General features: G+C 54.0%; 15 protein-coding genes. 10 read left to right on the forward strand and 5 right to left on the reverse strand.

What is annotated here, in order from left to right; all coding sequences use genetic code 11:
• Window positions 1–441: 441 nt before the first annotated feature.
• The 4 genes from JUK32_RS07100 to JUK32_RS07115 all read left to right on the forward strand — a co-directional run bounded on the left by JUK32_RS07100 (window position 442) and on the right by JUK32_RS07115 (window position 4,145).
• The gene (locus tag JUK32_RS07100; RefSeq protein ID WP_204138153.1) at window positions 442–1,656 is read left to right on the forward strand and encodes a M20 family metallopeptidase; all 1,215 of its coding nucleotides are present in this window, start codon (window positions 442–444) and stop codon (window positions 1,654–1,656) included.
• A 77-nt stretch (window positions 1,657–1,733) separates the two neighbouring features.
• A complete protein-coding gene (locus JUK32_RS07105) occupies window positions 1,734–2,336 on the forward strand; it encodes a hypothetical protein (protein ID WP_204138154.1) in 603 nt (200 codons plus the stop codon).
• A gap of 75 nt (window positions 2,337–2,411) precedes the next feature.
• Entirely contained in the window at window positions 2,412–3,023 is a 612-nt protein-coding gene (locus JUK32_RS07110) for a DUF3318 domain-containing protein (RefSeq protein WP_309224505.1), read from the forward strand.
• Window positions 3,024–3,071: 48 nt separating this feature from the next.
• Window positions 3,072–4,145 carry a S41 family peptidase gene (locus JUK32_RS07115; protein ID WP_204138155.1) on the forward strand — a complete coding sequence of 358 codons (1,074 nt, stop codon included), beginning with the start codon at window positions 3,072–3,074 and terminating at the stop codon, window positions 4,143–4,145.
• Window positions 4,146–4,187: 42 nt separating this feature from the next.
• On the opposite strand, the gene JUK32_RS07120 is transcribed toward JUK32_RS07115, so the two are convergent.
• A complete protein-coding gene (locus tag JUK32_RS07120) occupies window positions 4,188–4,481 on the reverse strand; it encodes a DUF4090 family protein (protein WP_204138156.1) in 294 nt (97 codons plus the stop codon).
• 298 nt (window positions 4,482–4,779) lie between these two features.
• On the opposite strand from JUK32_RS07120, the gene JUK32_RS07125 reads away from it, so the two are divergent.
• Window positions 4,780–5,037, forward strand: a complete 258-nt coding sequence (locus tag JUK32_RS07125) for a hypothetical protein (protein ID WP_204138157.1) — start codon at window positions 4,780–4,782, stop codon at window positions 5,035–5,037.
• A 639-nt stretch (window positions 5,038–5,676) separates the two neighbouring features.
• Window positions 5,677–6,306, forward strand: a complete 630-nt coding sequence (locus JUK32_RS07130; protein WP_375541553.1) for a sugar transferase — start codon at window positions 5,677–5,679, stop codon at window positions 6,304–6,306.
• Between the two features lie 214 nt (window positions 6,307–6,520).
• Here the strand turns inward: JUK32_RS07130 and JUK32_RS07135 are convergent, their stop codons facing one another.
• Window positions 6,521–6,850, reverse strand: a complete 330-nt coding sequence (locus tag JUK32_RS07135) for a hypothetical protein (RefSeq protein ID WP_204138158.1) — start codon at window positions 6,848–6,850, stop codon at window positions 6,521–6,523.
• A 364-nt stretch (window positions 6,851–7,214) separates the two neighbouring features.
• Here JUK32_RS07135 and clpS point away from each other — a divergent pair, with 364 nt between their 5' ends.
• Window positions 7,215–7,502 carry an ATP-dependent Clp protease adapter ClpS gene (gene clpS / locus JUK32_RS07140; protein ID WP_204138167.1) on the forward strand — a complete coding sequence of 96 codons (288 nt, stop codon included), beginning with the start codon at window positions 7,215–7,217 and terminating at the stop codon, window positions 7,500–7,502.
• A 53-nt stretch (window positions 7,503–7,555) separates the two neighbouring features.
• The gene (locus JUK32_RS07145) at window positions 7,556–8,380 is read left to right on the forward strand and encodes a CPBP family intramembrane glutamic endopeptidase (protein ID WP_204138159.1); all 825 of its coding nucleotides are present in this window, start codon (window positions 7,556–7,558) and stop codon (window positions 8,378–8,380) included.
• 58 nt (window positions 8,381–8,438) lie between these two features.
• On the opposite strand, the gene JUK32_RS07150 is transcribed toward JUK32_RS07145, so the two are convergent.
• Entirely contained in the window at window positions 8,439–8,927 is a 489-nt protein-coding gene (locus JUK32_RS07150) for an S-layer homology domain-containing protein (RefSeq protein ID WP_239112404.1), read from the reverse strand.
• 145 nt (window positions 8,928–9,072) lie between these two features.
• Between JUK32_RS07150 and thrB the strand changes: the two genes are divergently transcribed.
• Entirely contained in the window at window positions 9,073–9,999 is a 927-nt protein-coding gene (thrB, locus tag JUK32_RS07155; protein ID WP_204138169.1) for a homoserine kinase, read from the forward strand.
• A 70-nt stretch (window positions 10,000–10,069) separates the two neighbouring features.
• Window positions 10,070–10,894, forward strand: coding sequence for a DUF3598 family protein (locus tag JUK32_RS07160; RefSeq protein WP_204138160.1), 825 nt, complete (start codon window positions 10,070–10,072; stop codon window positions 10,892–10,894).
• Between the two features lie 188 nt (window positions 10,895–11,082).
• Here the strand turns inward: JUK32_RS07160 and JUK32_RS07165 are convergent, their stop codons facing one another.
• Complete coding sequence (locus JUK32_RS07165) at window positions 11,083–11,355, reverse strand: gas vesicle protein GvpG (protein ID WP_204138161.1); 273 nt, start codon at window positions 11,353–11,355, stop codon at window positions 11,083–11,085.
• A gap of 209 nt (window positions 11,356–11,564) precedes the next feature.
• Entirely contained in the window at window positions 11,565–11,885 is a 321-nt protein-coding gene (locus tag JUK32_RS07170) for an STAS domain-containing protein (protein WP_204138162.1), read from the reverse strand.
• Between the last annotated feature and the right edge of the window lie 759 nt (window positions 11,886–12,644).

Below are 12,644 nucleotides of genomic sequence, written 5' to 3' on the forward strand. Positions count from 1 at the left end.
GCTAGGAGATCACTTTATGAAGATGAGGTGAAGTAGAGAGATGTCATCAGCGATTGCACGGATTGTTTCACAGAAACTTTACTGAGTACATGGGGCAGGATCACACATATCCCCGACGAAGTCTTTCATAATATTCAAATGTTTGTCTGTCACGGTACTCATTGAGACGCTTTCCTGAAGAGCTATGTAACAGATGGCTGTAGGTGAGTGCTGGGGCATTCAGTGCGGGTGGGGCGGCTCGGGCCTGTGTCCGGATTGCGCCGACGGGGTGATGAGACTTGCCAGTTTCTGACCCTATTTTTAGTTCCATTGAACTGTTTGTTGGTGCTCATCAAGTCTGAGCGATCGCGAGTTTGGGATCGGGAGCCGTCAGGCATAGCGGACGCCGGTTCGCTTTTTTGACCTACCCCAGTCCTTACAAGTCATTTTCAATAAGCAACTATGATTTCAACGGTTTTTCCCACATCCACACCCACCCTGTCAGGGGTGCGTTTAGCCATTCGCCAATTGCAGCCCCAGATTGTGCTCTGGCGGCGACAAATTCACCAGCAGCCAGAGTTAGCTTTTCGAGAAGCCAAGACAGCGACATTTATTAGCCAAAAATTGACCGAATGGGGGATTGAACACGAAACAGGGGTCGCCAAAACGGGCATCGTCGCCGTCGTGCGAGGCCAAAAGCCAGGGCCGGTGCTGGCGATTCGGGCCGATATGGATGCCCTCCCGATTCAAGAAATGAATGACGTGGAGTATCGCTCGCAGCAGGACGGAGTGATGCACGCCTGTGGCCATGATGGCCACGTCGCGATCGCCTTGGGCACGGCCTGCTATTTGGCGCAGCATCGCGACAGCTTTTGCGGCACGGTGAAATTTATCTTTCAGCCAGCGGAAGAGGGGCCAGGGGGCGCGAAGCCGATGATCGAAGCCGGCGCTCTGGAGCAGCCCAATGTGGACGCCATCATTGGTTTGCACCTGTGGAACAACCTGCCCGTCGGCACGGCTGGGGTCCGTACGGGGCCGATGATGGCCGCCACCGAATTTTTTCACTGCACGATTCGGGGGCGGGGGGGACACGGCGCAATTCCCCACCAGACGGTCGATTCCATTGTGGTGGCGGCCCAGGTGGTCAACGCCATTCAAACGATCGTGGCCCGCAATATCGATCCGCTGCAGTCCGCCGTGGTCACCCTGGGCGAACTGCACGCTGGTTCGGCGGTGAATGTGATTGCTGATCAGGCGCGGTTGAGCGGCACAGTGCGCTACTTCGACAATATGTATGAAGGGTATTTCGCCCAACGATTAGATCAGATTATTAGCGGCGTGTGCCAATGCCACGGGGCTAGCTACGAGTTGGACTACAACCCGCTGTATCCGCCCGTGGTGAACGACGCGGGCATCACTGAGCTGGTGCGATCGGCGGCGCTCGCGGTGGTGGAAACCCCGGCAGGTTTGGTGCCTGAATGCCAAACCATGGGTGGCGAAGATATGTCCTTTTTTCTACAGGCAGTGCCAGGCTGTTACTTCTTTTTGGGCGCGGCCAACCAAGCCAAAGATCTCGCCTATCCGCACCATCATCCCCGGTTTGACTTTGATGAAGCGGCGCTGTCTACGGGCGTTGAGATTTTTGTCCGCTGTGTCGAATCGTTCTGCCAGGGTTAATTTCTGACAAAAGTGACATCACCGCCCAAATTTCTCGGTAAGCTAAGGGCGGACTTTATCGCTAGGGGGCTGAGGCCATGAACCGACGGTCACTGGGATGGATTGGCGTGGCGGTAGTTGCATTGATCGCCGCCGTCATGTTTGGCACTGGGCATGTTTGGCTCACCCCGGCCCTGTCGATAGAGGCTCCCCTCCTGGCTCAGGCCACGACTGAGGCGACGGTTAGTGCTGATGGGGCGGTCCCCACCCTTAGCGGCATCTACGAAGATCCGCAAGGCAACTTTCAGGTTGGCCTTTTAGAAGGAGCCGCTGTTACTATCGCTGGCAGTTCACCGCTATTTACTCTGCCTGATGGCAGTCTGTCTTACAGTGTGGTGCCAGTGCCCTTAGATAGCGAAACCCCGTTACCAGAGGTGACCCTGGTGGCCCTGGCCAATCAGGCTTTGAATAACGGCGAGGGCTTTCAAACACAAACTTTTACAGCAGTGCCGCAGGGGCTGCAAATTGACTGGACGGGACGCTTGAGTCAGCGAGGAGCCCCGCAACCTGTGTCGGGCAGCATTTTGGCGAGCCAGCAAGGGGCGACCGTATATTTGTTAGTGGTGGCCGCTTTAGAAGACGCGACGGCACAAGTTCCTCAGACATTGGTAGCGCTAGCCGACAGCTTGGAATTTCTGTAACCCAGTTTGCGCTAAGATCCTCTCCTACGGGCTTTGCTAGTAATTGACGAATGACCATGGTTTGAGGGCTTATCGGTGGTCAACACTAACGCTGAAGTGACTCGGCTCAAAGATTTGATGCCCGCTTCTGGGCGCATGAAAACGCGCATCATCATTGACGATCGCCAATCCACTGTGGTGGAAACCCCGTTTCCTCGCCCCTGGCACAAAAGTCATCCCATCACGATTAATTGGCAGCTGTGGCAGGAACTGTCGGCCTCTCAACGGGATTTACTCTTTCTGCATAATGTGTGTTGGCTGACCTCAGTCCGGCTGATTAAACCTGAGCTGTACCAAGGGATTGCGGCGGTGGGACTGCTGGGCACTGTGTTTGAAGCGTTCCAGACGGATGCGGTTGGCATTTTAGCGGCGGGTGGGCTAACGGCGATCGCTGCGAGTCAAGTCTGGCGGGCAAACACAGGCAATCAAGCCAAATTAGATGCTGACGATACTGCCATTCGGGTGGCCCAACGGCGGGGCTACTCTGAGCGGGACGCGGTGCGCCACTTACTCGAAGCCATTGAGACCGTACCGTTAATTGAAGGCCGTGGCGGCCTGAACTATACCGAGCTACTCCGCGCCCAACAACTCAAGTCCCGCTTGGGCACGGTCAACGCCCCCCCGCCCGAACGGATTCGGACTCAATAAAGTCAAGCAAGACTTTAGTCGGGCGTGGCGTAATGGACGAGATAACTGATGACTGCTGATTTTTCTGATGGGGCTGAGTTTGAGTTTGACGACGGGCAGCGCGAAGCCGTGTTAGATGCGGTTGTGGATACGTTAAATAACTACGTTTTTCCAGACATCGCCCACAAGCTCCAGACTGACATTCAGCAGCGCCGCCAGGGTGGGGGTTACGCCGAGGTCAATGGCGGCGAGCAATGTGCCGAAATTCTCACGCTACAACTGCAAGAGCTATCCGGCGATCGCCAACTGAAAGTCCATTTCAGTCCCGAACCGCTGCCCCACATCGACCCAGAGGCCAAGCCGTCCGCCGCCGAGCTAGCCGTTGAGCAGCACCAGAGCAGTTTGCGCAACTTTGACCTGAACCGGGTCGAGCGACTCCGGGGCAATATCGGTTATTTGGAACTGTACGGCTTTGAACCGCCGGAATTTGCGGGGGATGCGATCGCGGCAGCGATGACCTTCATCACCCACACTCGAGCCCTCATTATCGACATCCGGCATAATCGTGGCGGTTCTCCCGCGATGGTGGCCCTGCTGTGCAGTTATCTCTTACCGGCCTATCCGGCCATTCACCTCAACGATTTGTATTGGCGACCCGACGACTCGACGCGCCAGTGGTGGACACTACCGCACCTCAACGCGCCGCGTTATCTGGATAAGCCTGTGTATCTCTTGACGAGTCAAGAAACCTTCTCCGCTGCTGAAGAGTTTGCTTACAACTTACAGGCCCTCAAGCGCGTGACGGTGGTTGGTGAACACACCGTGGGCGGCGCGCATCCGGGCCGGGGCTATCGCCTCAATAATCACTTTTGGATGTTTGTCCCCGTGGGGCGATCGCTCAATCCCACCACGGGCGATAACTGGAGCCAGACCGGCATTGTGCCCGATGTAAAGGTGCCTTCAGAGTTGACCTGGCCCACCGCGCACCTGATAGCTCTGAATAAGTTAATGGAAACGGCCCCCGCTGGCGCAGGCTTTCGAGAGCTACAGCGCACGATGTTGATGGTCGAACGAGAACTCAACACGCGTCGAGCCGACCTCATCAGTCAGCTCAAGCAGCCCCGTGCCGAGAGTGCGCCCTAAAGTGGGGCAGGCTTGGCTGACTGGTGGTAGAGCTTACGGCGATTACTTATCGCCGTAGTAAAAAGCGATTTCCTTGTCCTTTAAGGGCTTAAACTCGGCGTCAAGCAGCATTTGGTTCAAATCGGCTTGGGAAAAGTGCTTAGCCCCGATGCGCACGATGCGCGATCGCATGGAATTTTGCACCCCACTCCGCTGACGGTTAGCCTCCTTGGCCATCACGGTTTGATACAGCGACAACTTATTTTCTGGAATGGGGCTGCCGTCGAGGTCAACGCCTTGGGAGATCGCGGCATCCACGGCTTCGGCTCCGGTCATGGCTTGAGTAGATTCGGACATAGCTAAAGGGGGTTCCCTCAAAACTGCCTCCGTATCCTATCAAGGGGCGATCACCCCCGGATCAGTCAGCTAGCTTGCGATGTTTGCTTCAGGGCGAACAACAGCGATAATAGCCGGCCTCTCACCCTCAACTCTCAGTACATTCAACCAACGATTTCCCGTTATTAACCAGAGGCGTAACCGACCTGTTGAAATTGCTGATTCTATCGACATCTTCAAGGGCTATAACAGACGTAAAAGTACTGGCAATGCTACCTTTGCTCGACAAAATTGCCATCACATCTACCGGGAGGTCGCGATGTACGCTACCGACTCGACGATTCAAGCCCTGCATCAGGACTTAGCTGAAATTCAAGCGGCCGATTTGACGATGAACGATCGCTTCTTGGCAGAAGCGGCACTGCTCTCGCGCGAGCTCCTGCTCACCTTAATGCAAAAGCATGAGTGCTCTTTGGCAGACATTACGCCCGCTCACATTGCCGCTGAGCTCAGGCAGCGTGCCCCGATGACTTACCACGTGCCAGCCATTCCTAGTACCACCAGCCAAAGCCAGTAAGGTCAGTAAATAAGATTGGCATCAGGATGCGGCGAGCCAGAGCCGCCACTAGATACCTTCATCGATCACTCCACAGCAGCCGACGCAGGATAGGAAGAGGGCGGTTGGCATCAGCGATCGCAGCTCGACTGCTTGCCCAGGCAAGCACCTGTCAGCATTATCACGGAGCCGTGACATTGTCTGATGCCCGTCACAAAGCGCCTGCATCAAACCTGCATCAAATATGACTGCGCCATCCAACAATCCCCCTTAGGTATTAGCTTCATGGTCATCAATGGGCTACCATTAAAGCGCTAGAATTCTTGCCAGTATGGCATTTGACCAGTTAGTTAGCTGTCGTGCTTGATGGCTTTAAGATGGCTGACATATTCAGAAAACGTCGCGTTAGTCACACGAGTCACTACTCGGATTCCGTAAATCAAGAAGGCATCTTCATCGGAGTCTGGTGAAGCTTAAAGTTTTGATGAACCTTGTCATCAGGGCATATACGTAGATGGAAGTTGAGAATATTCTGTAATGGCTTGAGGAGCAATCAAAGGAGTCGATTTCCCGGTGGTTAATTTACAAAATGGTGCTGCCCACTTCAATATTGCAGTTCCCGAAGCAGCCTTTAATAATGCTGATAATTTAAGTTTCTACATCCCTACAGGAGTCAAGCTAGAGCATCCTTCGGTCACAAGTCTCTTGAAACGAGGACTGGACATCTTAGGGGGTCTAGTGGGGTTGATAATTACTGCGATCATTTCTATCCCGCTTGCGATCGCGATTCAAATCGATAACCCCGGCCCGGTTTTTTACAGTCAGGTACGGTGCGGTCACCGAGGCAAGACCTTCCGCATGTGGAAGTTTCGCTCAATGGTGGCGGATGCCGATAAATTAAAGCACCTGGTGCAGAATGAAGCCCAAGGCTTAGTGTTTAAGAACAAAAACGACCCCCGCATTACTCGGGTCGGCAGATTGCTTCGTAAGACGAGCTTGGACGAATTTCCTCAGTTCCTTAACGTATTGATGGGGGACATGAGTCTGGTTGGCACCCGGCCTCCTACCGTTGACGAAGTGATGCAGTATGAGAAGCATCACTGGCAGCGACTAAATGTAAAGCCAGGGATTACCGGTGAGTGGCAAGTACGCGGGCGTTCCTCTGTTAACGACTTTGAAGACATCGTCAACATGGATCTGAGTTATCAAGAGCAGTGGTCTTTCTTTTACGATCTCAAGCTACTGCTGGAAACGGTACTAGTTGTGCTGTATCGCAAGGGTGCTTATTGAGGTCGCTGGCCCATATCGTTGCGAATCCCCTGCTTTACAGCAGATAAACGGGCTTACCTAGGGCGGCGATCGCGCGATCGTCGCCCTAGGAGTCTAAAGGGACAGCGATTGATCGTCAGGCTTCTGCTAGATTAACGTTGCGCTAGCAACTGGGCATCGCATCATCGCAACTGGAAATCGCTTCAGTGCCTATCATCAGGGGTCTTTGTAGCTGCTATGACCCACTCAAGAGACACGTGACAAACTGGCGCAGATGTTGGTTCGCGCTGGGATAATCGCAGTTAGCCTTGGCGATGGAAAGCGTAGCCAGTACCATCAGCCAGTCAGTATCTAACACGGGTTGAATCACATGGTCTGCACAAATAATATCTGGGCCACTGGAAACGTTTAAAAACTCAAAGGTTTCGTCGGTAGGCAATGTTTGCCGCAACGAGATAGGTCTCAACCAGCAGGTCTGCCGTTCTACCATATGCTGCACCAGTTCGCCATAGAGTCGAGACTGCCCACAGTCCACATAGACAATTTGATAGGCCGCGATGCTCATGCCTGTGGTTACCCAGAAAAAGAGATTATTCAACCAGTTTACATAGAGCGCAGTGTCGCAACTGGTTTCTGCAGCATTTGCCACTAAATGGCGTCAGTGCCTTTTAGAGATCACAGTTTTTCTTTGTCAGAGCCGAAAATCTCAATTAAAATTTAATCGTTAAGGGTTTTGCTCTCATCATTTAGGGGTGGGCACGGATGTTGCCGTGATGGAGGTCTTGGTTTTGATGTCTGAGAGCTGATCGGTGACACCGTTTGCCAGTGATGGAGTCCCTGGATTTGAGGCAAATTCAACACAATTTGCCAGTGTGATAAGCACTAAACTGATTTATTCACTCGTAACTAGCTTGATTGAGGCGCTTATGGTGGCTGTCGATACGATCAAAAGTCGCTCTACATCCACAGTTCGGAAACCACCTCCCCGGTATCGGGTGCTCCTGCACAATGATGACTTCAACTCCATGGAGTATGTGGTGGAGTCGCTGATGAAGGTGGTACCTAGTTTGTCGATGCCGCAAGCGGTCAATGTGATGATGCAGGCCCATGTGTCTGAAGTGGGGGTCGTCATTATCTGCGCCCAAGAGCATGCGGAGTTCTACTGCGAAGGGTTGAAAGGCAAGGGGCTCACCAGTTCCATTGAACCGGAAGAGTAATCCGAATCCTGTTGAAGCGCTATTGGCTATTGGTTCGACGGTGCCCAGCTCTAATGAGAGTGGTCATTTGTCTTGCTGGGGCAGTTTTACTGGCAGTGCCGATCGCGCTTCCCCTGTACTACTGGGAGTATGCCAACACCCAAGGTCAGTCGGTGATTTTGGCCCCTGTCAGTCTATTCGTCGTGTTTGTGTTGGGGCTGCCATCGTGGATGCGGGGGGTTCATCATTGTCGCCATCCATGGCGGCAACTGGGATTTAGCCAGGGCGATCGCTGGTGGCGAGGCTGGGGCGTCGCGTTTATCGCGGGCATTGTCGGCATTGCATTGCTGTATGGTCTGCAACTGCTGATAGGTTGGAGCACCTGGCAAGGGCTGGGGCCAGCCGCACCCCGCTTTTTGCTGGAAGGGTTATTGGTGGGTATTGGGGTCGGCCTTGCCGAGGAACTCCTCTTTCGCGGCTGGTTACTCTACGAACTGGAACAGGATTTCACCCCGGCTGCGGCTCTATGGCTGAATGCGTCGATTTTTGCGATCGCCCACTTTTTGCGCCCCCTCTCGGCAATTTTGGCCACCTGGCCGCAGTTTGTGGGGCTAGTACTGCTGGGGGCAGCCTTAGTTTGGGCCCGACGCATCCCCGTGGCGAGACGGTGGCAACAGCGTGACACCACAGTATTGGGGCCAGCCGCGGGACTGCATGGTGGGCTCGTCTTTGCGTATTATCAAGTTGACGTGAATGACCTTGTGGTGGCGACGGGACAAGTGCCGGAATGGGTCACTGGCATCGGTGGCAATCCCCTCGCGGGACTGCTGGGGTTAGGCTTTTTGAGCGTGATTGGCGGCATCACCTACGGTGCCAGCCATGATCGCCATCGCCATTAAAAAATCACCTGGTTCGGCCCATCCCAATCATGTACTGAGTGGGTGGCAGGCGAGCCATCTACTCGGCTTCTAGCGGTGATTCCAGTTCTCCAACATCATCTGCCAGAGTGCCGAGTTCACGATGCAAGACTTCGAGGTTATTCAGCAACTGCTCGGTGTCGATTTGCTGCTGCGGGTCAATGATCTGGACAATCGCATCCAGACAGGCTTCTAGGGCAACGGCAAATTCGTACCGTGTGACGAATTCGTCGCCGCGAAAGGTGCCATCGGGATATCCCGACAAGCAGCCGTAGTCTTCGGCGAGGGTACTGACGGCAGTGTAGGCCCAGTGATTAGGAGAGACATCTGGAAAATCACCGGGGGGAAATATCTGCCCTAAGCGCTGACCGCTGGGCTCGGAATGTGGTGACAACGGAGCCGATAATGCCGGCAAGGGCAACTCGGCCATGCGGCGGGTAGTGGGAACCCCGTCTTCGGCGATCGCGCGACTGGCGATCGCGGTGAGTCCCCCAACCGATAATCCAACGGCAACAAGAAGTTTGAACATGGTCGCTTTCCCTTAGCTCAGACCGCGTCTAGTCTAGCGAAATCGATGCATGAATATTCACGAACCCGACAGGAAGCCCAAGATGAATGGTAATATGCGGGGCGCGAGTGCGGGCAATGGCAACGGCACCGCAGGAGGAGGGGACATGAGCGGGGCATTTCGAGTATCAGTACCGGCAACAACCGCCAACATTGGGCCGGGGTTTGACTGCTTGGGGGCAGCGCTGACCCGCTACAACCACTTCACCTTTGCGTCGCCGTCGACTGCCGAGACGTTACAGATTGGTGTCCAAGGGCTAGATAGCGATCGCGTCACCACGGATGCCTCCAATTTGGCCTATGTGGCGTTTCAGAAATTCTTTCAAAAAATTGGGCAGCCCGTCCCGGCGTTGAGCCTGAAGATCGAGCTCGATGTGCCATTGGCGCGGGGCATGGGCAGCTCCTCGACCGCAATCGTGGGGGGTATTTTGGGCGCTAACGCGATGGCCGGACACCCCTTAGATGCCCCAGCCCTTGCCGACCTCGCCACTGAAATCGAAGGACACCCAGACAATGTGGTGCCCGCCTTGTTAGGGGGCTGTCGCCTTGCCACCGCAAACGATGCAGGAGTCGCCACCGTATGTGAGGTGGCCTGGCATCGAGGCATTGTGCCAATTTTGGTTGTGCCCGCATTTGAAGTGTCGACAGCGCAGGCACGAGCCGTATTGCCGACGGAATATTCGCGAGCAGACGCCGTCTACACCATGGGTCACCTCGCCTTACTCATCCAAGCACTGGCAACGGGAAATGGCGATTGGTTGCAGACGGCGATGGGCGATCGCCTCCACGAGCCCTATCGAAAATCCTTGATCCCCGGCTACGCCGCCGTCACCCAAGCCGCTCGCGATGCCGGCGCTTATGGGGTCACAATCAGCGGGGCGGGGCCAACCCTTCTGGCATTGGGCAGTGTAGAGAAAGCCACCGCGATCGCTTGGGCCATGGCCCAAGCGTGGCAACAAGTCGATATTGAAATCGTGGATGCCAAACCGCTCGCGATCGACAACATCGGAGCGACGGTAACCGCCATCAACTAAATTTACGGAATCGCAGGTGCCGCGACAAAACATGAGAATCTGAATTTCAGAAACTGGTGGAGCAGGCACAATGGCATCCCAATGGGAACGACTCCTCAAAAATGCAGGGCGCTGGGTTGGCTCGTTCACGCAGATGTCGCCGACTGGCGAGGTGTTAGCCGACACGCCTACCGTAGTCGAGCTCACACCGCTGGATCATGACAATCTGATGCGGCAAACTATTACCAAGCAGCCGCCGGGAGAACCGCCCCAGGAAACTGTGCTGCAATATCGCACCCTGGCCAAAAGTGTGCTGTTCTTAGACAACGGTGCGTTTTCCCAGGGCTCCATGCAGTGGGGACCGTTTTCGGAATTTGGTGCGGAGTTGGGCTTAATTGCCGACAACCATCGCCTCCGCCTGGTGCAACTCTTTGACCAAAACCGCGATCTTCATCAGCTCACCCTGATTCGCGAACATCTGGACGGCACGACTCCCTCGACCCGCCCGCCCCTCCAGGTAGATGATCTGGTCGGCACCTGGACGGGGAAAGCGACCATGGTGTATCCCGATTTACGCCCCGACGATAGCTATGCCACACGCTTATCAATCACCCATCACAACCACACCGTGACGCAAACCCTAGAGTTTGGGGACGAGGGACCGTCGATTCAGTCTCAGGGGGTGGTGAGTGGCGATCGCATCCTGTTCACCTCCGGTAGCCAGCCGGTGCAGGTGTTGCTGTTGCCCGATGGCGTATCCTCGACCTGTCCGATGGCGATCACACCACGCCAACCACTATTCCTGGAAGTGGGCTGGCTAGTGACTCCGACCCATCGTCAACGACTCATTCGCCAATATTCCGCTCAAGGCACTTGGCTCAGTCTGACCCTGGTCGTTGAAACTAAAGTGGAGTGATCATTAGGATTATGACAACCAACATACGGGGTTGAGTATGCGATCGCGCAACGCGATTTAACAGTAAAGCGCGACATTCAGTTGCTTCTATTAGGCGTCCGTCTCTTCGTTGATTAGAGACAGCACTGCGTTAATTAGTAGGCGTTACATCTGGTGTTGCTGCACTGTAGCGTCCATGAAATCAGCGATTATTCGTCCGCTGCCTCAGCTTCGGCCCGCTCGGCGGCAGCTCGCTCATCTTGAATCGATTGAATGCGCAGGAGCAGTTCTTCCTCCTGCTCTTCAAATTCCTCTTCAGGAATGTCTCCCATGTCGAACGCAAGTTGCAGGGTCAACAGTTGCTTTTGTAGCGTTTCCAGTTCATCGGTTTGGTCTTCTACCTGGTCCAGAATTTTTTCGGCGATCCAGGTGACACCAGTAAATGGCCCCGTGACTGGGGCTAAGAGTAAACGCAAAATCATGACTATCGGCTCCTGGTGCTGATCGCGTGCTGGCTGCTCACTCTACTGTGACGAACCCCAACATCAATAAGCAATTCGCTTCAAAAAGCTTAGTACAAAGTGTCCAGGCTGAAGCCAAGAACAAGACCAGACGTCAAGAGAGAGAGTAACCGCCTAGCCGCATTTAGAGGGCGCACCGATCGCTTCCAGCTGCCCAGGTTGCGATCGCGTTAAGCAGCCTTGACTGAAAAGTCATCAGCAAATTCAAAGACCTGATCCAACTGTGTCAACTCAAACACAATTTGAATTGAGGGCGGAACTGAACAAAGACAAAAGCGCTTGCTCAAACCACGCGCTATTCGGAGAGCTGAGATCAAAGACACTAAGCCAGCACTATCGAGGGACTCGACACCGCTCATATCGACCATCAGACCAGCCGAGTGGTCGGCAGTAATGTGTTCGACCAATTGAGCCTGCAGAGTGCGTGCGTTAGCGGCATTGAGGGCACCACTCGGCTGAATAATCGTTAAAGCGGATTGAAAACTTTGCATCGCTAAGGACTCCAGGTCATATGCGTGTGCTGACGAAGAAGCATTGAAACTAATGCTCTGAAAGTAGGTCAGACAGTCAAGTCTGCACACTGCATTAGTCCCGATTTCTCACAATCTTGATGACGGCTTACCCTTATGTAAAGTTTCGGTTAAGTATTTTCACGTAAAGTATCTTGGAGCACCAAATCAGCTAGTGATTGAAATCACTTAACTGCGACCATCACAATCACGTTTGAAGAAAGTAGCTGATCACAGAAAATCACCCTCGCGTAGTCGAAAATTGAACTTATAAAAATGAAGGGCTAGTAGATATGAAGCCTCATAGCAGCATTCGTACACTCGTCAGCAAAGTCCTATCGCTCCATCAACTAACCCCAGATTTAGAACAAGCTATCAATAACGAGCTGACACGGCTAGGGTATCTTCCAGAAGGCGACGCAGAAGTTTTGGAACTTTTGATGGAAGCACTCGATTCTGGCCTAGTGCGATTGGTACCGAGTAACTGTATCGGCAGCTAAATTCTCGGCAACTCGAGGAATCACTTTAAACGTCACCGATGGCATTCATAGACTTCGCACACCAAGCCCCCACCCTGCGGGAAGCTGCTCTGCGTCTACATCCCCTAGCCCCTTCTTCCAGTTTTGGGCAGAAGGGAGGGGCCGGACAAGTTCCTCTCCCAGCCTCGGGCTACTAAGTACACACAAGTCATGTTGTAGTAGGATGCTGCCAGAAAACATGGGGTCATCGAGATGGAGAATC

Origin of the sequence: Halomicronema sp. CCY15110 (genome assembly GCF_016888165.1) — a bacterium.
In the GTDB taxonomy this organism is placed as follows: domain Bacteria; phylum Cyanobacteriota; class Cyanobacteriia; order Phormidesmidales; family Phormidesmidaceae; genus Halomicronema.

Excerpts from the sequence above, each read along its gene's own strand:
- JUK32_RS07170 (WP_204138162.1), bottom strand. The coding sequence starts at position 11,885 with ATGCAAAGTTTTCAATCCGCTTTAACGATTATTCAGCCGAGTGGTGCC.
- JUK32_RS07145 (WP_204138159.1), top strand. The coding sequence starts at position 7,556 with ATGAGAGTGGTCATTTGTCTTGCTGGGGCAGTTTTACTGGCAGTGCCG.
- JUK32_RS07135 (WP_204138158.1), bottom strand. The coding sequence starts at position 6,850 with ATGAGCATCGCGGCCTATCAAATTGTCTATGTGGACTGTGGGCAGTCT.
- JUK32_RS07125 (WP_204138157.1), top strand. The coding sequence starts at position 4,780 with ATGTACGCTACCGACTCGACGATTCAAGCCCTGCATCAGGACTTAGCT.
- JUK32_RS07160 (WP_204138160.1), top strand. The coding sequence starts at position 10,070 with ATGGCATCCCAATGGGAACGACTCCTCAAAAATGCAGGGCGCTGGGTT.
- JUK32_RS07105 (WP_204138154.1), top strand. The coding sequence starts at position 1,734 with ATGAACCGACGGTCACTGGGATGGATTGGCGTGGCGGTAGTTGCATTG.
- JUK32_RS07150 (WP_239112404.1), bottom strand. The coding sequence starts at position 8,927 with ATGTTCAAACTTCTTGTTGCCGTTGGATTATCGGTTGGGGGACTCACC.
- JUK32_RS07120 (WP_204138156.1), bottom strand. The coding sequence starts at position 4,481 with ATGTCCGAATCTACTCAAGCCATGACCGGAGCCGAAGCCGTGGATGCC.
- JUK32_RS07100 (WP_204138153.1), top strand. The coding sequence starts at position 442 with ATGATTTCAACGGTTTTTCCCACATCCACACCCACCCTGTCAGGGGTG.
- JUK32_RS07115 (WP_204138155.1), top strand. The coding sequence starts at position 3,072 with ATGACTGCTGATTTTTCTGATGGGGCTGAGTTTGAGTTTGACGACGGG.
- JUK32_RS07165 (WP_204138161.1), bottom strand. The coding sequence starts at position 11,355 with ATGATTTTGCGTTTACTCTTAGCCCCAGTCACGGGGCCATTTACTGGT.
- thrB (WP_204138169.1), top strand. The coding sequence starts at position 9,073 with ATGAGCGGGGCATTTCGAGTATCAGTACCGGCAACAACCGCCAACATT.